The sequence below is a fragment of the Streptomyces sp. NPDC085927 genome, from assembly GCF_044540975.1.
Lineage (GTDB): Bacteria > Actinomycetota > Actinomycetes > Streptomycetales > Streptomycetaceae > Streptomyces > Streptomyces hirsutus.
The window spans coordinates 35,636-61,146 of the sequence record NZ_JBITSN010000018.1; the positions used below are offsets into that span (position 1 = coordinate 35,636).

The window sequence follows — 25,511 nt, forward strand, 5'->3', positions numbered from 1 at the left end:
GCTCGCGCGGGCCGCCGGGCAGTCCGCGCCGAGCAGGGCCGGGGCTCAGCACTGCGCCGCGTCGGATCGCGTAGAGCGGCAGTGCGCAGGCGGCACCGGTGACCGGGACGAGGTTGCTCTTGCCGAAATCCTCGTCTGGGCAGGTCAGGTGGCATCCTCCACGAGTACGAGCACGCCGCATGACCTGCACGGACGAAATTTTCGGCAAGCGCAACGCCGGGCAGGTGGGGAGTGGTGTCATGGGTTCGGACGAGATCAGGTCCCAGGGCTTCAGCCTGAAAGAACTGTTCCGCGGGCGTTGTCACGTTGTTGGGTGCGTGGCTGTCTGTTGGTGCGTCGGGGCGTGGTGGGCCCGCGGCCCGGGCCTGTGTTCAGGCCGTGGTGGGCAGGTCGGCGGCGCCGGTGATCTGGTCCCAGATCGCGAAACGGACGGTCATCTCGGTGCGGTAGTTCGAGGCAGTCATCAGGTGGCGGTGGGGCCGGAAGTGGGGTGAGATGCCGCCGAACGCGGCCAGGAACCGTTGTGCTGCGCCGACGGAGCGGAAGCCTTTCATGGCGCGTTCGCGTTGCCGGGTGGGCTGGTGGGAGTTCTCGGCCCGGTTGTTCAGGCCCTTGTGCGAGCGGTGCTCCACCGAGGGCATGACCTGGCGGTGGGCGGCGCCGTAGGAGCACAGCTTGTCGGTGACGATCACCCGTGGCACCGCGCCCGTCTTCTTCGGCAGGCGGCGGAAGAACCGCCGGGCGGCGGCCTTGTCCCGCCGGTTCTGCACGAGGATGTCCAGCACGGTGCCGCCGGCGTCCACGGCCCGCCACAGGTACTTCGGCTCCCCGTTGATCTTCACGAACACTTCGTCCAGATGCCGTTTGTCCCCGGGCCGCGGCCGACGGCGGCGCAGTCCGTTCGCATAGGCCTGCCCGGACTTGGCGCACCACCGCCGGACCGTCTCATAGGAGACGATCACGCCGCGCTGGAGCATCAGCTCCTCCACCTCGCGGAAGCTGAGCGGGAAGCGGAAGTACAGCCACACACAGTGGGAGATCACCTCGACCGGGTACCGATGCCCCTTGTACGACGGCGACGCGCTGTCCATGGACGGTCCCCCCCTCCACCATGACCAACCCGAAGATCATCCCACCCGGTCAGTCAACGTGACAGCACCCCCGTTACGGTTGAAGCATCGGCCTCCCCGCCTCTTCGGGCTCGTGGACGTCGCGCTGAGCCGTTCGCACCGAGGAGACCCACGTTGGACATCAGGGCACCGCAGCCTGCCGAGGGGGACGACATGTTCTGGCGGGAGCGCCGCACGTGCTTCCTGACCACGCTCAGGCCTGACGGCACTCCGCACCTCACCCCGGTCGGCGTCACGTACGACCCCGAGGCACGGATTGCCCGCGTCATCACCGACGGCGGCAGCAAGAAGGCGCGCAACGTCCGCGCCGCCCTGGCCGTCGGCACCGAGGCGCGCGTGTCCGTGGGGCAGGTGGAAGGCCGGCGCTGGTGCACTCTCGAAGGCACAGCCGTGATCAAGGACGATCCCGCCTCCGTCGCCGATGCCGAGCGCCGGTACGCCGAGCGGTACAAGACCCCGCGGATCAACCCGAACCGGGTCGTCATCGAGATCACCGTCAGCCGCGTCATGGGCACCGCGAAGCCCTCCGGGTGGTGATTCCCAGCCCCGACCCGGGGTGGGCGGCATACAGGCAGGCTTTCCGTGGATGCCCACTCGAACTGAAGCCAGTGCACGTCACACCTGAACCGCTCCGGATTCGATAGGGACTCGATCGACGGCCCGCCCCGCCCCCCGCCACACCTCCGCCGGCGCCGGGCTGGTCAGGGGCAGATGATGTAGCGGCCGCGGAGGCCGCTCTTGGCTGTGGCCCGGTGGGCTTCGGCGGCCTGGTGCAGACGGACGACCGCATGGACGCGGGCCGAAAGTTCGCCCGAGGCGGTGCGGGTGAGGAGGTCGGCCAGGTGTGCGCTGTCGAAAGCGGTGACCACGGAGGCGACCGAGATCCCGCGCTCGGCGGGCGGCTCGAGGCCTGGCCGCAGCCCGACGTAGGCTCCGCCGTCGCGGACCAGCTTGAGCGCTTCCTCGTTCAACTGGGCGGGGTCGACGACTGCGTCCCATTCCGGCTCGGCGCGCGTGGTGAAGTCGGCGCCGAGGCCGCGGACGAACTCCTCGTCGCCGGCGCGGGCGAGCCCGGTCACCTGCCAGCCGCGTTCCCGGGCGAGGACGGCGACGTTCGCCCCGACCGCCCCCGCGGCGCCGGTCACCAGCAGCCGGGCGGCCCCGGCGGGCGCGTCGCCGAGCAGGTCGACGACCTGCGCAGCGGCCAGCCCGTTGAGGGGGACCGTGGCCGCGGCCAGCAGGTCCAGCTCGTCGGGGACCGGGACGACGTCGGCCGCTGCGACCACGATCTGCTCGGCGTAGGTGCCGTAGTCGCGGTCGAAGCCGACCACCAGACCGGCCACCCTGGTGCCGATGGCCAGGTCGACGCCCGGCCCGGACGCGTCCACGACGCCGGCGAACTCCCAGCCCAGGCCCGTGTGCTCGGGCTGATCGACCAGCCCCATCGAGTGGAAGAAACCCGCCGCGACGCCGAGATCGGTGGGGTTGACCGTCGCAGCAGCGATGGCGACGCGGATCTGGCCGGGGCCAGGATCGACGACGGGCACCTCGATGACCTCGATCGAATCGGGCCCGTTCGGAACACGGACGACGGCGGTGCGGAAAGTGGGGGTGCCCATGGCTTTGTTCCTCTGCGGTGGGGTGATCGTTTCCGTGCTCCATGCTCGTTCTGTGGATTTGGCAGCGTAAGAGGGCACTTGAGAGTGCGTAAGCTGCCTCCAGGTACCGAGGGGGCGATCGATGTCGACGCAGACGGCGGCTCAGCAGCGGGCCGAGGCGAAAGCGAGCTACAACGCGTTCATGGACGGCTGCCCCAGCCGGCAGTTGCTCGACCGCATCTCCGACAAGTGGGTCGCGTTGATCCTCGCGGCGCTCGGCAGCGACGGTCCGCACCGCCCCGGGGTCGACCACGAAGACGGGCCCCGGGCGATGCGCTATTCCGAACTGTCCCGCCGGCTCGCGGGCGCCAGCCAGAAGATGCTCACCCAGACCCTGCGTTCCCTGGAAGCCGACGGCCTGGTCACCCGTACCGTCACGCCCACCGTGCCCGTCACCGTCACCTACGAACTGACCGACCTCGGTCTGTCCTTGAACCACGTCATGGCCGGCCTCAAGGACTGGGCCGAAACGCACATGACCGACGTACTCGCCCACCGCGAGGAACACCACCGCACGGCAGCCGGACGCTGACGGCCTCGGAGAACATCGGTGCAGCGGTCAACGCCAAGCCGGTGATCATGGCCGGGCCGGGGATCCGAGAGCGGGTGACGCGGTTCGCGTACTCGCGGCGGGCCTTGCGCCGGACCGGGGTCACGGCGGTCCCCGGGGTGCCGTCGAAGGGCTGGGAGAGGCCGAGGAGTCGGCGGTGACGCGCAGGGTGTGGTCCTGTCCTCGCCGTACGGTCACCCCCTGGGGGAGCGCGGCCTGCTCGGCGGGCTCCAGGTCACCCGCGCGAAGGAAGTCGGCGACCTTGCCCGGCATGTCGAGGGTGACCGGCAGCTCCGGGACTGAGTCGTCCTCCGCGATGGCGGTGTGGCCGGGCAGGAGGTCGGCGAGGGCCGTGCGGATCGCGCCGCGGCTGACGCCGTGGTCGCGGGCGAGAGCGGCGATGGAGCGGCGCTCCAGGTACGCGGTGCGCACGTCGTCGGTCTTGTCGGCCGCTGCGGCGGGGCGGCGTCCGCCCTTGCTGCCCTTGGCCTCGGCGGCGCGCAGTCCGTCGTAGGTCGAGTGTGTCAACTTAACGGCTGATCTTGGTTGTTGAGTTGGTCAGTGGTCGGTGGGGGAGAGGTCGGGGCGGGTGCGATGCCAGCGTGCGGGGTGGTGCCACCGGCCGGCGGCGTCGCGGGCGACGTCGACTTCCATCACCAGCTCGGGTCCCACCAGCGTGACGACCAGTTCTCCCTGGCTGCCCCACCCGGCGGAGAACGACCAGCCCGTCCACGGATGCCCGCGCCGCCCCGGAACGAGCAGGCCGGCGACCACAGCGCCTGCGGTCCGGGCGAGGGTGGTGGTGCGGCCGACGTACTGAAGGCGGCCATCGGTGTCGTACCTGCCGAGCAGCAGCGTGCGGGGAGCGCCCAGAGGGCCGGTGACCGCGCCGACGATCGCCTCGCTCGTCTCGCGGACCTTGTATTTCTGCCAGCCCCTCACCGACGGGCGGTAGGGGGCGTCCAGCCTCTTGAAGACCACGCCCTCCATCCCGACCGCAGCCCACGTCAGCCATTCGCGCACGACGTCTGCCTCGGTGGTCGACGGGCACAGAGCCCACGGCGCCGACAGCCGGCGGGCGGCGAACACGGACTCCAGCGCGGCCCTGCGCCTCCGGTACGGCCAGGAGGTCGTGTCCGTCCCGGACAGCCGCAGCAGATCGAACGCGACGAAGTGGGCCGGCCACTCCTCCGCCGCCCGGGCCGCCCCGGCACCGCGCCGGGCAAGCCGGTTCTGCAACCGCTCGAACGCGAGGCGGCCCGCGGCGTCCCATACAACCAGCTCGCCGTCCAGCGCGGTCGCGTCCGGCAACTGCACGGCCCCCGCCACGACCTCCGGAAATGAGGCCGCCATCTCGGTGCCGCGCCTGGAACGCAGCGCCACCCGGCCCGCGTCGACGCAGACCAGCGCCCTAAACCCGTCCCACTTCGGCTCACCCGCCCACCCCGGCAGCAGCGCAGGGTCGGGCACAGAGGCGGCGAGCATCGGTTCCGGCAGTGTCCACGTCACAGCCCACGCCTTCCACCCAGCCCGCCCGGCGGCAAACCGAGTGCGCGTACGCACCCGACTACCGGACCGACCACGGCAGGTCAGCGCACTACAACATCTAACCGGGGGCTGTGTGCTGAGCTCCTGGCGCACGTCCAGGCAGCGCAGCCGGACACCGGGCTGCCCGGATCGCGTGTCGTACGGTCTGATGTCGCGGCCGCCCACCGTCCGCAACGGATCTCACCGAACCCGGCGGTGCCGCCGGTACGGCCGAAAGAGCTGAACCAATACCGGGAATCAGGTCGCGACGAGCTCCTGCTCGCGGTCCGGCGTCTTGACCTTGGGCTTCTTGTTCGGCAGCGAGAGCCGGAAGACCTTGCGCCACGCGGAGGCCACCTGCTTGGGCAGAGGCCCGGTGACGTACTCCAGCTCGTACTTTTCGAACAGCGCGCGCACCTTCACCGCGACCTCGGCGTACCGGTTGCTCGGCAGGTCCGGGAACAGGTGGTGCTCGATCTGGTGCGACAGGTTGCCGGTCATGAAGTGCATGGCCCTGCTGCCGCTGATGTTCGCCGAGCCCATCATCTGGCGCAGGTACCACTGGCCGCGCGTCTCGCCCTTGATCGACCGGCGCTCGAAGACCTGCACGCCCTCGGGGAAGTGCCCGCACATGATCACCGAGTGGGACCAGATGTTGCGGACCAGGTTCGCGGTGAACGTGGCGGCGAGCGTGGTGAAAAACGACGGGCCCGACAGCAGCGGGTGGAGCACGTAGTCCTTGAGCACCTGCTTGCGGATCTTGCGGCCCACGGCCTTGGCCCGCGCGCGGAACTCCGGGTTCTTGCGGCGGCGCTTGTGCAGGTTCTTGCCGAGCTCCAGGTCGTACGCTGCGATGCCGTACTCGAAGAAGCAGGCGTTGATGAAGTTCCACAGCGGCTGGCCGAGGTGGAACGGGTGCCACTTCTGGTCCTCGTCGACGCGCATGATGCCGTAGCCGAGGTCGTTGTCCTTGCCGATCACGTTGGTGTACGTGTGGTGCAGCTCGTTGTGCGAGTGCTTCCACTGCTCGGACGGCGAGACGTGATCCCACTCCCAGGTGGTGGAGTGGATCTTCGGGTCTCGCATCCAGTCCCACTGGCCGTGCAGGACGTTGTGGCCGATCTCCATGTTGTCCATGATCTTCGCCACGGACAGACCGGCGGTGCCGAGCAGCCACGCGGGCGGGAAGATCGAGAACAGCAGCACGCCCCTGCTGACCAGCTCGAGCTTGCGCTGCGCCGAGATGACCTTACGGATGTAGGCGGCGTCTTTCTCGCCGCGGCTGGCGATCACCTCGTCGCGGATCGCGTCCAGCTCGCGGCCAAGCTCCTCGATCTGCTCCGCGGTCAGGTGGGCGGTGGGGTCGATGGCGGTCAAGGTGCTCCTACCGTTCGATGTCGCAGGGGCCCGCCGCGGCGGACACGCAGGTCTGGATGAGGACGCCCGGCTCGGCCTCGGTGATCTCGCCGGTGCGCAGGTCGCGGACGGCGCCGGCCTTGAGCGGCGTGATGCAGCCGAAGCAGATGCCCATGCGGCACCCGGAGGGCATGAGCACGCCGGCCTCCTCGCCGATGTCCAGCAACGGCGTGGCGCCGTCCGCGTCGACGGTCTTGCCGGTGGCGCTGAACGTGACCTCGCCGCCGTCGCCGGCGACGACGATGCTGGGGCGGAAGCGTTCGGTGTGCAGGCGCTCTTGTACGCCGTGCTCGCTCCAGTGCTCTTCGGCGGCGTCGAGCAGGCCGGCGGGCCCGCAAGCCCAGGTCTCGCGCTCGGCCCAGTCGGGCACGAGTTCGTCGAGACGGGCGATGTCGAGCATGCCGTCCGTGTCGGTGTGCACCTCGGTGAGCCGCAGCTTCTTGTCCGCGACCAGGTCGTGCAGTTCGTTGCGGAAGATCACGTCTTGCGGCTGCGGCGCGCAGTGGACCATGACGACGTCGTCGAACTCGATGTCGCGCAGCATGCCCATCACGGGCGTGATGCCGCTGCCGGCCGTCAGGTAGAGCACCTTGGCGGGCTTGGCCTGCGGCAGCACGAAGTCACCGGTCGGCTGGTCGAGCTGGATCAGCGTGCCCGGTTTCGCCCTGCGGACCAGGTGGTTGCTGACCTTGCCGTCCAAGATCGCCTTCACGGTGATCGTGACGCGGCCGTCCTGGCGGTTTGTCGGCGAGGTGATGGAGTAGGCACGCCACAGGCGCACCCCGTCGACGTCGACCCCGATCCGCACGTACTGACCGGCTGTGTGGCCGCGCCAGCCCCGTCCCGGCCTGATCACGACAGTCGCGGCGTCACCCGTCTCGGGGTGCACGGCCTCGATGCGCCCACGCAGGTCAGCGCTCGCACGCAGCGGGCTGACCAGGTCGAGGTAGTCCGACGGCAGCAGCGGCGTCGTGACCATCTCCAGCAGTTTCCACGCCCTGCTGCGCAGGGCTGCACTCGTCATGACTCCAGCTTGCTGCGCCTCAAGGCGTAAAGTCCTGACCGCAGGACGTAAATCTGATCGGCTGAATTGTTCGCAGGGAACAAAAAAGTGAACCATGCAATCCGGAGGGCCAGCGAACTGGCCCTGGATGAGACGACGGTCACCGCACTTCGGGCCGCGCTGAAGACCACCGCCGACGAGGTCGTCCAGGCGATCATCGACGAGGTCCCTCCCTACGCCAACGCCCTTTCGGGCCGCATGGGCGGCACCATCCGCCGAGCCGTCCGTACCGCCCTGGGGCACTACCTGGACCTCGCGAGCGGCAACGCCACAGGCGGCGACGCCGGTGACGCAGCCTACGAGCTGGGCCGCGGCGAGGTGCGCGACGGCCGTTCGATGGACGCCCTGCTCAGCGCCTACCGCGTCGGCGCCCGCGTGGCCTGGCGATGCCTGGCAGCGGGTGCCGTACCCGCAGGTCTGCCCGCCGCCGAGGTCGCCAAGTTCGCCGAGCTGACCTTCGCCTACATCGACGAGCTCTCCGCCGCGAGCGCCGCGGGCCACGCCGACGAACTGGCCGCCCGGGGCAGGGCCCACGAGCGCCACCTGGAACACCTGGCCCGCGACCTCCTCGCCGGCGCGAGCCCGGACGTGCTGCTGGCCTCTGTTCAACGGGCCGGGTGGCAGCCTCCGGTTTCGCTGACCGCGGTCCTGCTGCCCGCCCCCCAGGCCCGGCCTGCCTACCGCGCGCTCGACCCGAGCACCCTCGTCCTCGACGATCTGCCGGACGCCACCGGTGTGCTGCTCGTCCCCGATGCCGACCGATCACATCTCTTGCGGCAGCTAACCGACCGCACCGCCGTGGTCGGCCCGGCCCGGCCATGGACTCGTGCGTCCGCCTCATACGCACGAGCCATACGCGCGCGCTCCCTCTCCTCTGATATTCGCGACACCGAGGACCACCTGCCCGAGCTGGTGCTGAGCGCCGACGTGGACGCATTCGCAGACCTGCGTGCCCGAGCCCTCGCACCGTTGCGGACCTTGCCTGTCGCGACCGCACGGCGGCTGGAGGAGACGTTGCGGGCGTGGCTGCTGCACCAGGGCAGGCGGGACGAGGTGGCGGCGGCGTTGTTCGTCCATCCCCAGACAGTCCGGTACCGGATGTCGCAGCTGCGGGAGCTGTTTCCGGATCTCGCATCGCCACACCGGGTCCTTGAACTGACGCTGGCGCTCGGTCTTCGGGTCAGCTGACCGTACTTCGACCGTCCACGACCGCGTCCGCGAGCGGCCCAGGAATCGTGCCTCGTTCTCGGTGCCATCAGCTGGCTCATGCGGCCCGGGGAAGAGCGGTATTAGAGCTCCTGACGGAAGTCGTTGATGGTGTGACTGTCGGCTCGGATGCTTGTTGGTTCGTTCGGGGGGAAGAGGAACTCTCGTCCGTGGATCGTGTCGGACGAACGGTGGTCGCTGATCGAGCCGTTGTGGCCAGAGCCGGGTCCGAAGCTGGTCGCGGGGCGGCCGAGGGTTCCTGACCGGCAGGCTCTGTGCGGGATCCTGTTCGTCCTGCACACCGGCATCCAGTGGGAGTACCTGCCCCAGGAGCTCGGCTTCGGCTCCGGCATGACGTGCCGGCGGCGGCTCGCCGCCTGGAACGAGGCCGGCGTGTGGGACCGGCTCCACGTCGTCCTGCTGACGAAGCTGCGGGCGGCGAAGCGGCTCGACCGGTCCCGGGCGGTGATCGACTCCAGCCACGTCAGGGCCGCTCGGCGGGGCCCCAAAGCGGCCCCGGCCCGGTCGACCGCGCACGTCCGGGCAGCAAGCACCACGTCCTTGTCGCCGGCCGGGGCATCCCGCTCGCGGTGTCGCTGGCCGGCGGCAACCGCAACGACGTCACGCAGCTGCTGCCCCTCCTCGCCAAGGTTCCGTCCGTCGCGGGCCCGGTCGGGCGACCGCGGCGGCGGCCCGGCCTGGTGCTCGGCGACCGCGGCTACGACCACGACAAGTACCGCCGGCTCCTCTGGGCCCTGGGCATCAGACCGGTGATCGCCCGCCGCGGTGTCCCTCACGGTTCGGGGCTCGCAGTGCACCGGTGGGTCGTCGAGCGCACCGTCGCCTGGCTGCACGGCTTCCGGCGCCTGCGCATCCGCTGGGAACGGCGCGACGACATCCACGAAGCCTTCCTCGGCCTCGCGACCTGCCTCATCACCCACCGACACGTCCAACGCCTTTGTTGGGACCTCTTATGGGCAGGGTCGTCCGGCCGGTGCTGCTGGGGTCGTTGAAGTCCAATATCGGTCATGCCCAGGCGGCGGCGGGTGTGGCCGGGCTGATCAAGATGGTTGCGGCGATGGAGCAGGGCACGGTGCCGGCGACGGTGCATGTCGATGCGCCGAGTCCGCATGTCGACTGGTCCTCGGGTGCGGTGCGGCTGGCCACGCGGCGTCAGAAGTGGCCGGACAGCGGGCGGCCCCGCCGGGCCGCGGTGTCGTCGTTCGGTGTCTCCGGAACCAACGCACACATCATCCTCGAACGGGCACCCCCGACCCGCCCCGGCGCCCCGCGCCCGCCGTGCCGTGGGTGCTCTCCGCGAAAACCCCGGAGGCACTGGCCGCACAGGCCACCCGGCTGCTCGCCCACCTGGAGGAGACGGACCCGGACACCGACCCGGCGGACGTCGCCCTCACCCTCCTCACCCGGGCACGGTTCACCCACCGCTGCGTCGTGCTCGGCACGGGCCGCGACGAACTGCTGGCGGGGCTGCGCACCTTCACCGACGCACCGGAACCGGCCACGAACCGCTCGGCCGCACCACGCTGCGCACCGCGGCCGAGCGGTTCGTGGCCGGCGGCTCGGTCGACTGGGCCGAGGCGTTCACCGCCACCGGTGCACGCCGGGCCGACCTGCCCACCTACCCCTTCACCCGGCAGTGCTGGTGGCCGGCACCGGCCACGACGGACACCGCGATCGAGCAGGCGGCCGACATCACCACCGCGGTGTGCACCGCCGTCGCCGACGTACTCGGCGCACACGGCACAGTCGGCCTCGGCGACGACATCGTCGCCCGGGGACTCAACTCGCTGGCCGCTGCGGAACTCCGGGGCCGGCTGCAGGCGGTGACCGACCTGCGGATCAGCATGACCGACATCCTCGACAACCCGACGATCCGCTCACTGGCCAAGGTCCTCGACGAGCACCGCCGGCCCGGGAGTCCCCGGCGACCACCGATCCCGTCCACACTCTCGGCTTCGACCGGTGGGTGCCGCCCACGATGGTGAACCGGCTCTCGCCCCGTGAGGTGTTCGTCACCGGCCACGCCCGAGCCGGCGCCGCGGAATTCGCGATCGCCGTACGGGTGGCGCACGACCACCCCCTCTGGTCCGACCAGCGGACGCACCGGCACGACCCCGCCGTCGTGATCGAGGCGTTCCGGCAGGCGTTCGTCGTGGTGCGGCACGAGTACCTCGGCGTCCCGCGGGGTACCCCGACGGCCGTGCAGCAACTGAAGCTGGCCGTACAGGAGTTGCCCGCCTTCCGTATCGACGGAACCACACCGCTGCAAGGCGTCATCAAGGTACGCGTCACGCGCACCGGCGACACGCTCGACGTCACGGGCGACTTCTTCGTCGGCCCGGTACCGGCCATGACGCTCTCGTTCGGGAGCATCCTGTTCCCCCGCGACTCCTACCGCGAGATCCGGGACTACCCGAGGTTCCGGCGAACCGCCGAACCGCCGAACCGGGCGGAGCGCCGGGGGCCCGGCCGGTCGGACCCGAGCTGGTCGGACGGTACGACCGGAGCAACGTGGTGATCGGGCCCGCCGTGCGGCGCAATCGGTTTCCCTGGTGGTGGACCGGTCCCACCCCTCGTTCTTCGACCGGGACTACGACCACGTGCCGGCATCGCTGCTCATCGAAGCCATGCGGCAGTCCGCGCCGCGCAGCGCGGCGGACTCGGGTCTGCGCACGGGCGAGGCGGTCCTGACCCGGGCCGAACTCGAATTCGGCATCTTCGTGGAAACCGACGTGCCCGCCACCTGCACGGTGGCGGCGACCGGGCAGCAAGGAACGGTGACCGCGTCGGTCGGCATCGACCAGGCCGGCGTCCGCGTCGCGGGCGGCACCGTGGAACTGACCGAGGTGAAGCCGTGACAGCCGGCGTCCTGACGCCAGGAATCCAGCGCCGCTTCGGGCGAGCCACGTTCGCCCCGAACACCCCTCTTCGCAAGACGGCGCCTGTCGCGTACTGCGGGCATGAACGTACGGAAGACGCAGCGGCGCGGAAGGGGCCGCCGTCGTCATGGGGCCCTCCTGCCGGCCGTGCCCAGCGGCAGGCCGGCATGACCGACGCCCGGGCTGCGGACCGGCCGGACGTGCCGGCACCCCGGCGGCGTGACGCGCTGCGCAACCGAGAGCTGCTGGTGCGGGCCGCCCGCGATGCTTTCGCCGCCGAGGGGCTGCACACCTCGCTGGACCGGATCGCCCGGCGGGCGGGCGTGGGAAGCGCCACGCTCTACCGCCACTTTCCCCACCGTGAGGCACTCGTCGACGAGGTCTCCTCCAGCACGCTCACCGACATCACCACCGCGGGCGACCGGGCCCTGGCCGTCCCGAGCGCATGGACAGGGCTGACGGACTATCTGTACACGGTGTTCGCGGCTCTGCCGGCCGAGCGCAGCGTCGGTCGCCCGGCCGGCCCCCGCCCCGAAGGCGCGACCACCCTGGAGCTGGTTCACCTACAGCACCGCCGGACCGTCGGCGCCCTGCTCCGCCAGGGCCAGAGGCAGAGCACGATCGGCCCCGATGCCACGAGCGAGGACCTGCTCCTCGCCGTGGCATCGGGGCCGGGCCCTTCCCGCACTCGTCACGGCCGCGCCCACCGCCGCCCGCTCGCCCTGCTCCTCGACGGCCTGCGCCCCCACCCCGCAGCGTCCCGTCTTCCCCCCACCCCCTCTCACCACGGACGAGCTCGGCAAAGTACTGCTTCCCGCCCACCGGTAGCGCCCCGTGCGGAGCACTGCGACGGATCCGCTCCGGAGCAGAAACCTCCCTCAGGAACACCCCTGCCGGACGGAACCACCCCTTCCTGACCGGGAAGATGGAGGGCACGATCCGCGACAGGAGACCTGCCCACATGACTGACCCAAACATGACAGCAGACCGTGACGGTGCAACCGGGGTCTGGCCCTCGATCCGCGCCGAGCGGGCAGCGCTGGCTGCCGATCTGGGAGACCTGACCACCGACGAGTGGGCAACGCCTTCGTTGTGCTCCGGTCTGACGGTGCGCGAGGTGCTGGCGCATCTCACCGCGAGCGCGAGCCTGAACACCCTGCGCTGGCTGGCGGGGGTGATCCGCTGCCGGTTCGACTTCGACAAGCAGGTGGCCATGAGGCTGGCCGAGCAGCTGGGAACGACTCCGGCCGAGACCCTTGAGCGGTTCCGGCATGTCGTTCCCAGCAGGACCAAACCTGCTGTGCCCGCCATCGCCGTGCTGGGCGAGACGATCGTGCACGGAGAGGACATCCGGCGCCCGCTGGACATCCGTCGTGACTATCCGGTCGAGGCCGTCACGCAGGTGGCCGAGTACTACCGGGGCACGGACCTCGTGGTGGTGGCCAAGGGACGCATCGGTGGATTGAAACTCGTCGCGGACGACGGCCCGTTCACGAGCGGTTCCGGACTGCTGGTGTCCGGGCCCACCATGGCGCTGGTGATGGCCATGACCGGACGCGCGGCGTACTGCGACGACCTCGACGGCGACGGCGTGGAACTGCTGCGCAGCCGCTGCGAACCGGCGTGACCTGATGCCGTGAGGCGTGACCGGCTCCCCGGGCCGGTAGCCGATCGGCGGGCCGGAAAGAGGTCCGGTGCCGGTCTCGACGATGCCCCCGGCGGATACTGGCCGGACATCGCGGCCGGCCCGACGACCACGGCCGGCCGACGCCGAGTCCGCCGGCCGCAGGGCCCTGCCACCCGAGGGAGTCCGACCACCGCATGCGCATACTCGTTCTGGGCCACACCGGTTATCTCGGCACACATGTCACCGCACGGCTCGCCGCGCTGCCCGGTGCGCTGGTTCTCGGCGGCGGACGCTCCTCCAGCGCCGACGTGCCCGTCGACCTGGCGTCCGACTCCGTCGGCCGACTGTCCGAGCAACTGGCCGCGGCAGCGCCCGACGCCGTCGTCAACTGCGCCGGAGCGACGGGCGGCGACCCGGTGACGCTCGCGGAGGCCAACGCCCGCGGCCCGGCCGTGCTCTGTGCGGCGCTGGTCCGGACCCGTCCCACCGCCCGCCTGGTCCATCTGGGGTCGGCCGCCGAGTACGGCCCCCGGACGGACCGGGTCCCCGCGCCGGAGTCGGCGGCCACCCGCCCGGTGACCGTCTACGGAGCCACGAAACTGGCTGGCACGGTGACGGTGTCCGCCTCGGGGCTGGACGCACTGGTCCTGCGAGTCGGCAACCCGGTGGGGGCCGGCGCACCGGCCTCGGGACTGCCCGGCCGGGTCTGCGCCCTCCTGGGCAAGACGGACACCGGCCCCGACGCGGTGCTGCGCCTGGGCGACTTGTCGGCGTACCGGGACTTTGTCGACGTACGCGACGTGGCGCGGGCGGTGGAGCGGGCGGTGACCGTCCCCGGACCGCTGCCGCCCGTGCTCAACGTGGGCGGCGGGGAGGCCGTCCCGGTGCGCGATCTGGTGCACCGGCTCGCGGACACGGCCGGCTTCCGCGGGCGCATCGAGGAACAGGGCGCCGGTTCCGCCCGGTCGGAGCGGGTCTCCTGGCAGTGCTCGGACATCTCCGCCGCCGCCGAGGCCCTCGGCTGGCGGCCCGTGTACCCGCTCGCCCGGTCGCTGGATGCGCTGTGGTCGGCCGGCCCGCCCCTGGAAGGCGATCGTCCGGCGTGACTGCGCCCGTCCGCTGCGGACACCGCCCCGCTCACCGGACGTGGCGAAGTCGCCACGTGCTGCAGTGTGTCCGGCGACTTGCGCAACTCAGTCTGTACACCCTTTGTTGTACGCCACATGATTCCCGGGGCGCTCCGTGGACAGGAAGGCTGTTCGTGTGCCCGCCGAACAGCGGCGGAGCCGGTGTCACCCGGCTCGTGACGGCCCGGGAGCGGCTGCTCGGGCTGCGCCGCCCGGTTCGGGACCCGTTGGCGCCCCGCAGGGAGTGTGAGAAGTGACCACAGCTGAGACCGCCACCGGTCCGGTCGTCGTCGACGGCGAGAGCCTCACCGTCGACGCCCTGCGTCGCGTCGCGGAGTCAGGGGCCCCCGTGGAGGTCCACGCCGAAGCGATGGAGAAGGTACGCAGAAGCCGTGCCGCGCTGGAGAGCATGATCGCGCGTGGCGAGCCCGTCCCCGGTGCCGTCGGCGGTGACGGCCGGGAGAGCCCGCCAGGCGTCGATGCGGCGGGGGAGTGCGAACGGCAGACGAACCTGGTGCGCAGCCACAGCGCCGGCGTCGGGCCCCTGTACGCCGAGGACGAGGCCCGGGCCATGGTGACGGCACGTCTGAACTCGCTGGCCAAGGGGCACTCGGCCGTGCGGCCGGACCTGCTCGACCGCATGGTGCTCTATCTGAACGAAGGGATCGTCCCGGCCGTGCCCGAGATCGGGGCACCTGGTCCGGTTGATCTCGTTCCCCTCGCCCATGTGGCAAGCACCCTGATCGGGGAAGGGCATGTGCTGCACGACGGCAGGCGCCAGGAGACCCGCAGGGTCCTGGACGCGAGGGGAGTCGCACCGCTCCGGCTCGGGGTCAAGGAGGGCACTGCGCTGATCAACGGCACGTCGGGCACGGGCGGCCTGGGAGCGCTCGTGGTGGCACGGGCCCTTGACCAGGTGCGCCAGGCGGAGATCGCCTCGGCCTTTGTCGACGACGCGGTGCAGGGTCCCGGCAGCCCGTCCCTGGCCGCAGGAGACGACCCGGCCCGTGCGCATCGGGGGCAGACCGACTCGGCCGCCAACGTGCGCGATCTGCTGGCGGGCAGCCGGGGCAGCCGGGGCAGCCGGGAGAGCAGGGAAGCGGAGCACAAAGGCGCCGCGCCCGGATTCCCCGGGCAGCAGGTGCACGGGATGCGCACGGCACCGACGGTGCCGCAGGTGCTCGGCGCGGCCCGGGACACCCTGCGGCACGCCACGGAGAAGCTGGAGAGGGAACTCAACTCCGCCAACGACGAACCCCTCTTCCTCCCGGACGGCAAGGTCCTCCACGGCACCACCGCGCAGGGCGGGGCCGTGGCGCTCGCCCTGGAGCTTGTCACCATCGCGCTCGGCCACGTCGGCGAGCTGGCCGTACGACAGATCGACCGCATGCTCACCCGCCGTCCGGACTCCGGCGTCCCGCGGTACCTCGTGGCGGCGGATCCGGCACGGCACCACGGTTTCGCGGGCGTCGGCCACACCGCGCGGGCCCTCGCGGCGGAGAACCGGATGGTCGGCACTGCCGCCGCTCAGGCCGTGACCGCCCTCGGCGACGACCGGGGACCGGCCGGCACCGGGCTCCTGGCGGCCCGCACCGCACGACGCGTGCTGCAGAACAACGACCGGATCCTTGCCATCGGCCTCATCGCCGCCGCTCAGACCGCCGACCTCTCCCGGAGATCCGACGAGCTGAGCCCGGCGAACATGGCCACGTACGACATGGTGCGTTCCCTGGTCCCGCCCCTCGGCGTCGACCGCTCGATGGCGCAGGACGTCGAGCTGATCGCCACTGCCCTGTCCCGGGCCGAGTTCCTCCATCTGCTCCTGCGGCAGGAGGGGATCGTTCTGCGCTGACCCTCCGGAGCAGGGAGCGGCGGCGAAGCTGCGCACGTGGGAAGAGGCGTCGTTCCGCACGACCGGCTGAGAATGATCCTTCACAGCCAGGGGCCCTCCCGGCCCGGGCAGGCACCCGTTCGCGCGGCACAAGTCCGCGTGAGCGCGGCCCTCGCCCGTGCGGACGCCTGGCTGCCGTCACGGCGAGGGAGGCAGAGTATGAGCTACATCCCCCTGTTGAATTCCACCCCGAGGAACGCTCTGGTCGGCGGGCGCCGCAGAACGTCCGCGGGGTGCCGTGCCGAGGGGCCGACGAGCGCACTGGCCACCGTCGCCCCCGCCTACACGGCCGATTCCGCGCGCCTGGCTGCAGCCGCGCTGATGCGTCTGTTCATGGACCAGGGCGTTCCCGGCTTCGGATTCGCCGACCCGCAGGGCCCGGAGGACGGGCCGGGGACGGCAGGAGGGACAGCGGCGGTCCCGGTCGGTGCCGCTGACGGCCGGGGCGCGGCCGGGCCCGACAGCCGTGCCGCGCGTGCGTCCACGGCCGCGGCGTCCGGCTCCCCGGCGCCCGGCCGTACGGCGACAGCACAACCCGAGTCCCCGCTGGCCCTGCGCCGCCGGCGCCGCCGTGTCCGGTTCGCGAGGAGAGGCCTCGTCACCGGCCGGACGCGGGCCGAAGAGGACCGTCACGGCCGGCCCGCGGACACGGCGCCCCCGGCGACGGCCCCGGGCGGCCCGGCCGCCGCACGGGGCGGGGAGGAAGAGCGTTGAAGACCGTTGTCCGACGGTTGCTGAGGGACGCGTCACGGCAGGTGCGGCACGTCGCTGTCGTGGACCCGCGTACGGCTGACGGCCTAGTCGCGGCCGTCTACACGCAGTGCGAGCGGGACTTCGGCGTGCTGGCCCCGCCGCTCGCTCTGCACTCCCCGGCTGCCGCACCGCTCGCCGCCGGCTGGCTGCTGCTGCGAGAGACACTGCTCGCGGGCCGGGGTGCGGACCGCGCCGTGAAGGAAGCCGTCGCCGCCGCCGTTTCCCGGGCCAACAGGTGCCCTTACTGCGTCGAGGTCCACCAGGCAAAGCTCGACACCCTGCGCCGGCCGGCGGAGCAGGACGCGGCCGCGGACATCGCCGCCTGGGTGCGGGCCGTCGAGAGGCCCGGGCGCCCCCGGCGTCCCGCCCCCGACGGGCTGACCCCGGCACAGGCCGCGGAACTCTTCGGTGTGGCGGTCACGTTCCACTACCTGAACCGCATGGTCAGCGTGTTCCTCGGTGACTCTCCCCTGCCTGAGCCCGTCCCCGGACGCATGCGGGGGCTGCTCATGCGTGCCGTCGCCCAGCGCATGACTCCCGCCGCCCGGGTCCCTCTGGAGCCCGGGACGTCACTCGGTCTCCTGCCCTCGGCCCGCCTGCCCCCCGAACTGTCCTGGGCCGAAGCGAGTCCCGCAGTGGCGGGGGCCCTGGCCCGCGCGACAGCGGCCGTGGACGGGGCGGCGCGCTGGGTCCCCCCTCGGGTGCGCGAGGGGCTTCGCGGGCGTCTTTCCGAGTGGGACGGGGAGCCCGTGGGACCCAGCCGTGCCTGGCTCGACGAAGCGACGGGGGAGTACCCCCCGGCTGACGCGCCGGTCGCCCGGCTGGTCCTCCTGACGGCCTTCGCCCCGTACCAGGTCGTGGAAGCCGATGTACGTTCCTTCCGCGAACGGCACCCCCTCGACAGGGAACTGATCGAGGCCACCTCCTGGTCGGCGCTGACCACCGCCTTCCATATCGGGGCCGGCTTCCCGCGCTTCGGCCGGACGGCCCCCGTCCGGTGAACGCGCACCGGATGTCCACGGACGGACGTGCCTCCGCCACGGCGCGTCCCCGCCGATCAGGCGGACTCCACCACAGGTGTTCTCGGCAGTCAAGGACAAGGAGCGGGCCCGTGCCCGCCGGGCGGAGAAGGGAGCAGCCGTGGGAAAGAGGGCTGCACACATCGGGTTGAGGGCGCTGGCCGATCTGGCGACTCCCATGGCGGTCCGCGTGGCGGCCACGCTGCGGGTCGCCGATCACATAACGGCCGGACACCGCACCGCCGAGGAGATCGCCTCCGCGGCCGGGGCACATGCCGATTCCCTGGACAGGCTGCTGCGCCACCTGGTCGCCGTCGGCCTGTTCACCAGGGACGGCCAGGGTGCCTACGGTCTGACGGAGTTCGGGGAGCAGCTGCGCGACGACCACGCCGCCGGAAAACGCAAGTGGCTGGACATGAACAGTGCCGTGGGGCGGGGCGACCTCGGTTTCGTCGAGCTGGCCCACAGCATTCGCACGGGGCAGCCCGCGTATCCGGTGCGCTACGGGACGTCCTTCTGGCAGGACCTCGCCTGCGACCCCGTTCTCTCGGCGTCCTTCGACACCCTGATGAGCCATCACCTGGAACTGGACTACGCCGGCATCGCGGCCAAGTACGACTGGGCTGCCCTCGGGCACGTCGTCGACGTGGGCGGCGGCAGCGGCGGCTTGCTCAGCGCACTGCTCTCAGCCCACGCGGACCTGTCGGGAACCGTCCTCGACCTGCAGGGGCCCGCATCGGCCGCGCACCGCAGGTTCCTGGACACCGGGCTGTCCGAACGGGCACAGGTGGTGGTGGGCAGCTTCTTCGACCCGCTGCCGGCCGGCGCCGGCGGCTACGTGCTGTCAGCCGTCCTGCACGACTGGGACGACCCGTCGGCGGTGGCGATCCTGAGGCGGTGCGCGCAGGCGGCCGGCAGCGGGGGCGCCGTGCTCGTCATCGAAGCGGTAGCCGCCGACGAGCACGCCGGCACCGGCATGGATCTGCGCATGCTCACCTACTTCGGCGGCAAGGAACGCAGCCTTGCCGAACTGGACGAACTCGCCGCACGGGCCGGCCTAGCCGTACGCGCGGCACACCCGGTCAGCTACGTCTCGATAGTCGAAATGACCGCACTCTGACCGCTTCCCGAAAGCCGGAGAACGCCGGCCGGCGGAGTCCGCAATCCGCGATATTTCCGATGCCGGATTCCGACGACAGGATGCGGAGGGAACCTCGCAGCAGAATTCACGGAAATGGGAGTGAAAATGAGTTCTGGCCCTTCGGTAGCCGCGGCCGACCGGGACATCACGGCCGTGGCCGACGTCCCCCGGCGCATGATGGAGGCATGGGCGTCCAACGACGCCTCCGCCTTCGCGAGCCTCTTCGCACCGGACGGGACCATGGTGCTTCCCGGCGACATCTTCCAGAAGGGAGTCGACGGGATCCGGGAGTTCATGACCGCGTGCTATGCCGGCCCGTACAAGGGCACCTCGGTGTTCGGCGTGCCCATCGACGTAAGGTTCACCGGCCCCGACGCGGCGATCCTGATCACTCAGGGAGGAGTCATGGCTCCCGGGGAGGACTCGGTCGCCCCCGACAAGGAAATCCGGGCCACATGGGTCCTCGGCAGGCGTGAGGGTGCGTGGCTCATCGAGGCCTACCACAACAGCCCCGTCCGTCTGCCGTGACCCCTGCCGTCCTCCCGGAGCCCCTCACCGAGGGGCGCTGAAGCCCGTTCGCCGCCCACAGCCGGCGGCGAACGGACGGCGGGCGGGGGTGTTTTCGTTCCCCCGGACGTCCCTGCCCGCCACGGCGAGAGGCCCTTGCGGGCCGGACCTCGTGTCCGGCCCGCAAGGGCCTCTCGCCGTGCGCGTACGCCGCGCCGGCACCAGACAGGGGTCGGGGCCGGGGCCCGGGCCGCCGGCGCGGCGTACGCGGAGGGCCCGCGGCGGGGGGCCCCCCCCCCCGGGGGGCCCCCCCCCGGGGGGGGGGCCCCCCGGGGGGGGGGCCGGGGGGGGGCCCCGGGCCGGGGGGGGGGGGGGGGGGCCCGCGCCCCCGCCGCCCCCCCCCCCCCCCCCCCCCCCCCGACGCGGGCGGAAGGCAGACCGTGCGGCGGAACGGGGGCGGCCCCTGGGCGCGCCGGGCCCTACGCCGCCGCGGTCGGCGCAGCCACGTCCTCGTGGGCCTCCCCGGCCGGACGCAGGCTGTCGCAGACGTGTTCGGCGAGGGCCGCCACAGTCGGCTTGGCCCACAGGATCGTGGGCGGGAGCTCGAGGCCGTACCGACGCTGCAGGCGCACCCGGAGGGCGACCGTCATCACGGAGTCGACTCCGAGCTCGACGAGGGGGCGCTTGACCTCCACTTCCGCGGGGTCGAAGTTGAGCACTCCGGCCACCTGTTCGCGCACGTCGGCGGTGATCCTCTCGCGTGCCTCCTGCTCCGGAAGGCCTTCCAGAGCAGTGGTGAAGAGCTGGTCGCCCGTGGGGCCGCCCGTCTCGCCGGAGACGGGCAGGTCACGGAACACCGGCAGGCGCGGCGTGTGCGCGGGGGTCGGCACCACCCGGAGTATGGCCTGGTAGTCGGACTGGAACCGGTCGCCGAAGGACCACGCGCCGAACGCCTCGGACGCGGAGACGGCCTCCAGGCCCCGCGAGTTGGCCTCGAACATCGTGGTGTCGATGTTCGAGGACATGCCCAGCCCCCGCCAGGCCGTCCAGCCCAGGCTGACGGTCTCGGTGTGCTCTCCCGCGTTGCGGTGGCTCGAGAGCGTGTCGAGGAACGAGTTGGCCGCGGCGTAACTGGCCTGGCCCGACAGACGGGCGAACTGGCCGCAGGAGGAGAACAACACGAAGAAGTCGAGGTCACCGGGCGGGAAGAGCCGGTGCAGCACCATGGCGCCACGGACCTTGGGCGCCAGCACCTCCCGCAGTCCCTCCAGGTCGACCTTGTCCACCAGGGCGTTGTTGACGACACCTGCCGCGTGCACGACTCCCCGCACCGGCGGCAGACCGAGCGCTCCCGGTGCCAGCGCCGCCGACACCTGGTCGACGTCCGTGATGTCCAGCGCGAGCACCCGGACCGTGACGCCGAGTGCCTCGAGCGCCAGCACGCCTTCGATCCTGCGCCTGGTCTCGGCGTCGGTGACGGCAGGCCACTGGGCACGGTCGGGCAGGGCACGGCGGCTGACGAGCACGAGCCGGCGGGCGCCCCGGTCCACCAGCCACCTCGCGACCTCCAGCCCCAGAGCGCCCAGGCCGCCGGTGATCAGGACGGTGCCCGAGGGCGAACACTGCAGCGGCGTACCGTCCGCACTGCGGTCGATGCGGCTCAGCCGGGCGACCTCGGCTCCCTCGCCCGTCAGCGAGATGACGTCCTCCGAACCGGCGGCACCGTCCAGCAGCGCGACCAGACGCGCGCCGATGCCGTCGGCCGACGGCCCGATGTCGACGGCCCCGCCCCACAGTTCGGGATGGTCTCCCGCGACGATGCGAGCCAGACCCCACAGCGGCCCGTGCGCCACGGACCGCTCGTCCCGGGCCCCGCGGACGTCGCCGGTGACGCACCACACCCGCTGCGCCGCTGTGTCCCCGGCGACCTCGGCCCGGATCTCGGCCACACGTTGCACGGTCCGTACGAGCAGCCACGACACGCGCTCCGCCTCCTCCTCCGGCGCCGTGCCCGAACCGGCCAGGGCGGGCGCGACGACCACCGCGCCCGGCCGGGCGAACAGGTCGGGCCGCAGCCCCGTCTCCGGTGAGCCGCCCACCTGTACGCAGGTCATGCCGGCCGACTCGAGGTGTTCGGCGAGAGGAACGGTGGCCTCGGGATCCCCGACGAGGATCACCTGCTCCACGGGCGCCTCCCCGGCGCTCCCGTGGCCCTCCGGGTCCCAGGGGCGCCACACGATCTCGTGCACCAGTTCGCTGGGCAGTACCGCGGCGCCGATGTGCTCGACGGCCGCGAATCGCAGCCCGACGACCTCGCAGACGACCTCCCCCCGTTCGTCGGCGACCCGCACGTCGACCGTGTCGTGCGGTGACCGGGGCGAACGGGTGCTGTGCACGATGAGCCTGGCGGGGGGCTCACCCGACCACGTCACCTGCTCGATGGACCGGGACATCCACAGCACGGTGGCGTCCCCCGGGGAGACCACCATCGCACTGATGGTCAGCGCGCCGTCGATGACATGCGCCCAGCTGGTCGCTCGCCGGGCCGGCGAAGGCTCGATCCGCAGCACGGCGAGCTGCTCACGGTGGTCGTGGCGCAGCTCCTCCAGGTCCCAGGGGAAGGCGTAGCCCTCGACCCCCATGCGCTCGAACATCTCGTCGGCCCGGGTGAGCGATCCCTCCGGGAGCCGGGAGCGGACGGCTTGCGTGTCCAGCCGCCCGCCGGCCGGGCGGACCCCCGGCGTGACGGCGGCCGTGGTGTGCGTGATCCACTCGCTCCCGTCGGCGTCGGCGTCGGCGTCGTCGGCCACACGGGTGGCGAGCGACAGCGACCTGCCTTCGCGTACCACCTGGACCACCCGAGGCGGTTCCACCGCCAGGGGCGTACGCAGCACGATGTCCGTCAGAGCCGACGGACCGTCCTCCTCCACGGCTGCGGCGAAGGTGTTGATGATGGACGCCGCAGGGGTGACCTCGACGCCGACGAGCCCGTGGCTCTGCGGGTAGGGCCGGCTGTCCATGTCGAGCCGTGTCTGCCACACCTGCCGGGTCGGTGAGCCGCTGACGGTCATCCGGCCGCCCAGCAGGCTGTGGCTCGCGGGGTCGTGCCCACGGCCCAGACCCGCGTCGGCGGTGGTCTCGGGGAAGATCCAGTAGGGCCGGTGCTGCCACACGGCCGCCGGCAGTCCCACCAGCCCGCCGTCGGTGTGGTGGCGCGCCCAGTCGACGGCCATGCCGTGGCAGTGCAGTTCGGCGAGGTTCTCCAGCAGCGACTCCACCTCGTCGGTGTCGCGCCGCAGCGTCCCGGCCACCGCGGCGTCCTCGATGCCGAGGTCCAGAAGCGTCTCGCTGACCGAATGGGCCACCACCGGGTGGCTGGACACCTCGAGGAACAGCCGGTGGCCGTCCTCGGCGGCCGCGCGGACGGCCTCGGTGAAGCGGACCGGCCTGCGCAGGTTCGCCGTCCAGTAGCCGCTGTCGCGCGAAGCCCGCGACCGCGGGTCGCTCAGCGCCGTCGTGTACAGGGGGACGGCCGGCGGCCGGGGCGTGAGCCGGCGTGCGGCCGACTCGATGTCGCCGGTCACCTCGTCGACGTGGACGCTGTGGAAAGCGATGTCGGAGTCGACGGTCCGCGTCCACACGTCCGAGGCCCGCCACTCCTCGGCGACGCGCAGGACCGCCGAACGGTCACCGGACAGGACCGTGGAGTGCGGTCCCGCCGAGATGGCGGCCTCCACGTCCCGCCTGCCGTCAAGGCGCACGGCCGCCTCCTCGAACGCAAGCCCGACCATGACCATGGCGCCCCGCCCGTCGAGCCGCTGGAGCGCCGACGCACGGCGGCACGCGAACCGGGCGGCCTCCTCACGGTCGAGGGCCCCGGCAACCACCGCGGCCGCGATCTCACCGACGGAGTGCCCGATGACCGCGCCCGGCCGCAGGCCCTTGCTGCGCCACACGTCGGCCAGCCCGATCTGGACGGCGAAGGTCAGTGCCTGGACATGGGCGGCGGTCCACGGTCCGCCCTCGGTGACCGCCTCCCGGGGAGTCCAGCCGAGTTCGTCGCGGAACACCTCGCCCAGCGCGTCGAGGGCCGCGGCGAAGACCGGCTCGCTCGCCAGCAGCCGGCGGCCCATCCCGGACCACTGGGCACCGTGCCCGGAGAAGACCCAGACGGCGTCGTCGGCGCGTCCGGCACCGGTGCGTGCCGACGCGATGCCGGGGCCGTTGCGTCCCTCGGCGACCTCGCGCAGCCGGTCGACGAGCTGCCCGGCCGAGTCCGCGACGACCGCGGCACGCTGGGCGAGGTGCGAGCGCCGTTGAGCCAGGGTGTGTCCGACCGACGGCAGCGGGGTGTCAGGACGAGAGGCCACCCAGCCGGCGGCCCCGTCCGCCAGCGCGCGCAGTCCCGCCTCCGAGGCGGCCGAGAGCGGGAAGAGGGCGGGCGTCCCCACGCCGGCGGAGGCGTCGGCGGACGAGGCCGCCGCCGGCACCGGGCTCTCCTCCAGGATCACGTGGGAGATCGTGCCCCCGACGCCGTAGCTGGAGACTCCCGCGCGCCGGGGCCGCCCGCAGGAGGGCCACTCCTGCACCTGCCCGACCAGGCGCACCCCCCAGGCGTCCCAGTCGACGTCGGTGCGGGGCCGGTCGTGGAGGGTGGGGGGGATCAGCTCGTTCCTCAGCGCGAGAACGGTCTTGATCACACCGGTGATGCCGGAGCCGCCCTCGACGTGACCGACGTTGGGCTTCACCGATCCGATCAGGCACGGGGCATGGGGCGGCCGGCCGGCTCCGAACACCTTGGCGAGGGCGGTGATCTCCTCACGGTCACCGGTGGGTGTTCCCGTGCCGTGCGCCTCGACGTAGTCCACGGTGGCCGGGTCCACCCCCGCCCGGTGGTACGCCCGCCGGAGCATGTGCTCCTGGGCGTCCCCGTCCGGCGCCATCATGCCGTCGGAACGGCCGTCCTGGAAGACACCGCTGCCACGAATGACCGCGTGGACGGGATCGTTGTCGCGCCGTGCGTCGGACAGCCTCTTGAGGACGAGGACCCCTGCCCCCTCACCGCGTCCGTACCCGTCGGCGTCCTCGTCGAAGGCCTTGCTGCGGCCGTCCGGGGACATGGCTCCGGCGTCGTCGAGGGCCACGTTGAGGGAGGGCGTGGACATGATGTTGAGGCCGCCGACGATCGCCAGGGGCGTTTCCCCGGTCAGCAGGCTCTGGCGGGCGAGGTGAAGGGCCGTCAGCGCCCCGGCGCAGGCCGTGTCGACCGCCATGCTGGGGCCGTGGAGGTCCAGGAAGTAGGAGACGCGGTTGGCGATGCCGTACAGCGTCGTGCCGTTCACCGCATAGGCGCCGGTACGCGGGATGTCCTCCAGGAGCCGCCTGCCGTAGTCGTTGGAATTCGCGGCGGCGTACACGCCGGTGTCGGTGCCGCGCAGTGTCAGCGGGGGAACACCGGCGTCGGCCAGGGCCTCCCAGGCGAGCTCGAGCATGAAGCGCTGCTGGGGATCAAGGAAGTCGGCTTCCCTGGGCGAGATTCCGAAGAACTCGGCATCGAAGCCCTCGATGTCCTCGAGGAACGCGCCGCGGCGAACGGTGTCCCGCATCGCCGCGGTCGCCTGCGGGCTGCCCGATGCGTAGGGTTCCCACCGCTTGTCGGGCATGTCACCGACGGTGCTTCTGCCCTTGACGAGGAATTCCCAGAACTTGTCCGGCGAGTCGAGATCGGGGGCATACCTGCAACTCATGCCGATAATGGCGATTGCTTCGTCGGGTGCTGCGTATTCCGTCAAGTCCTCGCTCCTGTTCAGTTCACCGAACGGACACGACACGAATCGGGGCCGACGATCGCCTCGTCCGGCAGCCGTGTCTGCGAAGCCGCTCTGCCCCGCTGCCTCTGCTCGGGAAGAACCCACGCGAGGGTGAGCCGTCCCCATGAGCGACAGATTCGGCCCGTCCGTGACACCCGGACAACTTCTGGCGTGCGGCCTGTGCGG

The 25,511-nt window shown here is 71.9% G+C and carries 21 protein-coding genes and 2 pseudogenes; 16 read left to right on the forward strand and 7 right to left on the reverse strand.

Annotated features, from left to right (window positions below):
- Positions 1 to 371: 371 nt before the first annotated feature.
- Positions 372 to 1,091, reverse strand: coding sequence for an IS6 family transposase (locus tag ACIF80_RS32570; RefSeq protein ID WP_399811271.1), 720 nt, complete (start codon positions 1,089 to 1,091; stop codon positions 372 to 374).
- Positions 1,092 to 1,283: 192 nt separating this feature from the next.
- Between ACIF80_RS32570 and ACIF80_RS32575 the strand changes: the two genes are divergently transcribed.
- Complete coding sequence (locus ACIF80_RS32575; RefSeq protein ID WP_399811481.1) at positions 1,284 to 1,667, forward strand: PPOX class F420-dependent oxidoreductase; 384 nt, start codon at positions 1,284 to 1,286, stop codon at positions 1,665 to 1,667.
- Between the two features lie 164 nt (positions 1,668 to 1,831).
- Here the strand turns inward: ACIF80_RS32575 and ACIF80_RS32580 are convergent, their stop codons facing one another.
- On the reverse strand, positions 1,832 to 2,749 hold the full coding sequence (locus ACIF80_RS32580; RefSeq protein ID WP_399811274.1) for an alcohol dehydrogenase catalytic domain-containing protein: 918 nt from the start codon (positions 2,747 to 2,749) through the stop codon (positions 1,832 to 1,834).
- 121 nt (positions 2,750 to 2,870) lie between these two features.
- On the opposite strand from ACIF80_RS32580, the gene ACIF80_RS32585 reads away from it, so the two are divergent.
- Positions 2,871 to 3,320 (forward strand): winged helix-turn-helix transcriptional regulator, encoded by a 450-nt coding sequence (locus ACIF80_RS32585; protein WP_399811277.1) that lies wholly within the window; start codon positions 2,871 to 2,873, stop codon positions 3,318 to 3,320.
- A gap of 120 nt (positions 3,321 to 3,440) precedes the next feature.
- Here ACIF80_RS32585 and ACIF80_RS32590 read toward each other — a convergent pair whose 3' ends face one another.
- The 4 genes from ACIF80_RS32590 to ACIF80_RS32605 form a co-directional block, all read right to left on the reverse strand.
- Positions 3,441 to 3,866 (reverse strand): hypothetical protein, encoded by a 426-nt coding sequence (locus ACIF80_RS32590; protein WP_399811279.1) that lies wholly within the window; start codon positions 3,864 to 3,866, stop codon positions 3,441 to 3,443.
- Positions 3,867 to 3,896: 30 nt separating this feature from the next.
- Positions 3,897 to 4,847: an ATP-dependent DNA ligase gene (locus tag ACIF80_RS32595; protein ID WP_399811282.1), complete on the reverse strand. Its 951-nt coding sequence runs from the start codon at positions 4,845 to 4,847 to the stop codon at positions 3,897 to 3,899.
- Between the two features lie 276 nt (positions 4,848 to 5,123).
- A complete protein-coding gene (locus tag ACIF80_RS32600) occupies positions 5,124 to 6,242 on the reverse strand; it encodes a fatty acid desaturase family protein (protein ID WP_399811284.1) in 1,119 nt (372 codons plus the stop codon).
- A gap of 7 nt (positions 6,243 to 6,249) precedes the next feature.
- Positions 6,250 to 7,305, reverse strand: coding sequence for a ferredoxin reductase (locus tag ACIF80_RS32605; protein WP_399811287.1), 1,056 nt, complete (start codon positions 7,303 to 7,305; stop codon positions 6,250 to 6,252).
- Positions 7,306 to 7,392: 87 nt separating this feature from the next.
- Between ACIF80_RS32605 and ACIF80_RS32610 the strand changes: the two genes are divergently transcribed.
- From ACIF80_RS32610 to ACIF80_RS32675, 14 genes and pseudogenes are all read left to right on the forward strand, one after another.
- Positions 7,393 to 8,532: a PucR family transcriptional regulator gene (locus ACIF80_RS32610; RefSeq protein ID WP_399811289.1), complete on the forward strand. Its 1,140-nt coding sequence runs from the start codon at positions 7,393 to 7,395 to the stop codon at positions 8,530 to 8,532.
- Positions 8,533 to 8,679: 147 nt separating this feature from the next.
- Positions 8,680 to 9,563, forward strand: a protein-coding gene (locus ACIF80_RS32615; protein ID WP_399811292.1) for an IS5 family transposase whose coding sequence is annotated in 2 segments (ribosomal slippage) — positions 8,680 to 9,027 and positions 9,030 to 9,563 — 882 coding nt in all. Because the reading frame shifts where the segments join, the coding sequence is not laid out codon by codon here.
- Positions 9,539 to 10,044, forward strand: a pseudogene (locus tag ACIF80_RS32620) (ketoacyl-synthetase C-terminal extension domain-containing protein); the annotation flags it as partial. The gene ACIF80_RS32615 and the pseudogene ACIF80_RS32620, both read left to right, overlap by 25 nt.
- Before the next feature lie 74 nt (positions 10,045 to 10,118).
- Positions 10,119 to 10,556, forward strand: a complete 438-nt coding sequence (locus ACIF80_RS32625; protein WP_399811295.1) for an acyl carrier protein — start codon at positions 10,119 to 10,121, stop codon at positions 10,554 to 10,556.
- Positions 10,550 to 11,089 (forward strand): AfsA-related hotdog domain-containing protein, encoded by a 540-nt coding sequence (locus ACIF80_RS32630; RefSeq protein ID WP_399811297.1) that lies wholly within the window; start codon positions 10,550 to 10,552, stop codon positions 11,087 to 11,089. The genes ACIF80_RS32625 and ACIF80_RS32630 overlap by 7 nt, the downstream gene beginning before the upstream one ends.
- A 16-nt stretch (positions 11,090 to 11,105) precedes the next feature.
- Positions 11,106 to 11,429: pseudogene (locus ACIF80_RS32635) on the forward strand (AfsA-related hotdog domain-containing protein); the annotation flags it as partial.
- 188 nt (positions 11,430 to 11,617) lie between these two features.
- A complete protein-coding gene (locus ACIF80_RS32640; RefSeq protein WP_399811299.1) occupies positions 11,618 to 12,367 on the forward strand; it encodes a TetR/AcrR family transcriptional regulator in 750 nt (249 codons plus the stop codon).
- A 44-nt stretch (positions 12,368 to 12,411) separates the two neighbouring features.
- Complete coding sequence (locus ACIF80_RS32645; RefSeq protein ID WP_399811302.1) at positions 12,412 to 13,077, forward strand: maleylpyruvate isomerase family mycothiol-dependent enzyme; 666 nt, start codon at positions 12,412 to 12,414, stop codon at positions 13,075 to 13,077.
- 194 nt (positions 13,078 to 13,271) lie between these two features.
- Complete coding sequence (locus tag ACIF80_RS32650) at positions 13,272 to 14,183, forward strand: NAD-dependent epimerase/dehydratase family protein (RefSeq protein ID WP_399811304.1); 912 nt, start codon at positions 13,272 to 13,274, stop codon at positions 14,181 to 14,183.
- 274 nt (positions 14,184 to 14,457) lie between these two features.
- Positions 14,458 to 16,056, forward strand: coding sequence for a tyrosine 2,3-aminomutase (gene cmdF, locus ACIF80_RS32655; RefSeq protein WP_399811306.1), 1,599 nt, complete (start codon positions 14,458 to 14,460; stop codon positions 16,054 to 16,056).
- A gap of 198 nt (positions 16,057 to 16,254) precedes the next feature.
- Complete coding sequence (locus ACIF80_RS32660) at positions 16,255 to 16,809, forward strand: hypothetical protein (RefSeq protein WP_399811309.1); 555 nt, start codon at positions 16,255 to 16,257, stop codon at positions 16,807 to 16,809.
- On the forward strand, positions 16,806 to 17,849 hold the full coding sequence (locus ACIF80_RS32665; protein ID WP_399811312.1) for a carboxymuconolactone decarboxylase family protein: 1,044 nt from the start codon (positions 16,806 to 16,808) through the stop codon (positions 17,847 to 17,849). Before ACIF80_RS32660 ends, ACIF80_RS32665 begins: the two co-directional genes overlap by 4 nt.
- A 139-nt stretch (positions 17,850 to 17,988) precedes the next feature.
- A complete protein-coding gene (locus ACIF80_RS32670) occupies positions 17,989 to 18,987 on the forward strand; it encodes a methyltransferase (RefSeq protein WP_399811314.1) in 999 nt (332 codons plus the stop codon).
- A gap of 126 nt (positions 18,988 to 19,113) precedes the next feature.
- A complete protein-coding gene (locus ACIF80_RS32675) occupies positions 19,114 to 19,536 on the forward strand; it encodes an SgcJ/EcaC family oxidoreductase (RefSeq protein WP_399811316.1) in 423 nt (140 codons plus the stop codon).
- A gap of 458 nt (positions 19,537 to 19,994) precedes the next feature.
- On the opposite strand, the gene ACIF80_RS32680 is transcribed toward ACIF80_RS32675, so the two are convergent.
- Positions 19,995 to 25,307, reverse strand: coding sequence for a beta-ketoacyl synthase N-terminal-like domain-containing protein (locus ACIF80_RS32680; RefSeq protein WP_399811319.1), 5,313 nt, complete (start codon positions 25,305 to 25,307; stop codon positions 19,995 to 19,997).
- Positions 25,308 to 25,511 lie beyond the last annotated feature (204 nt).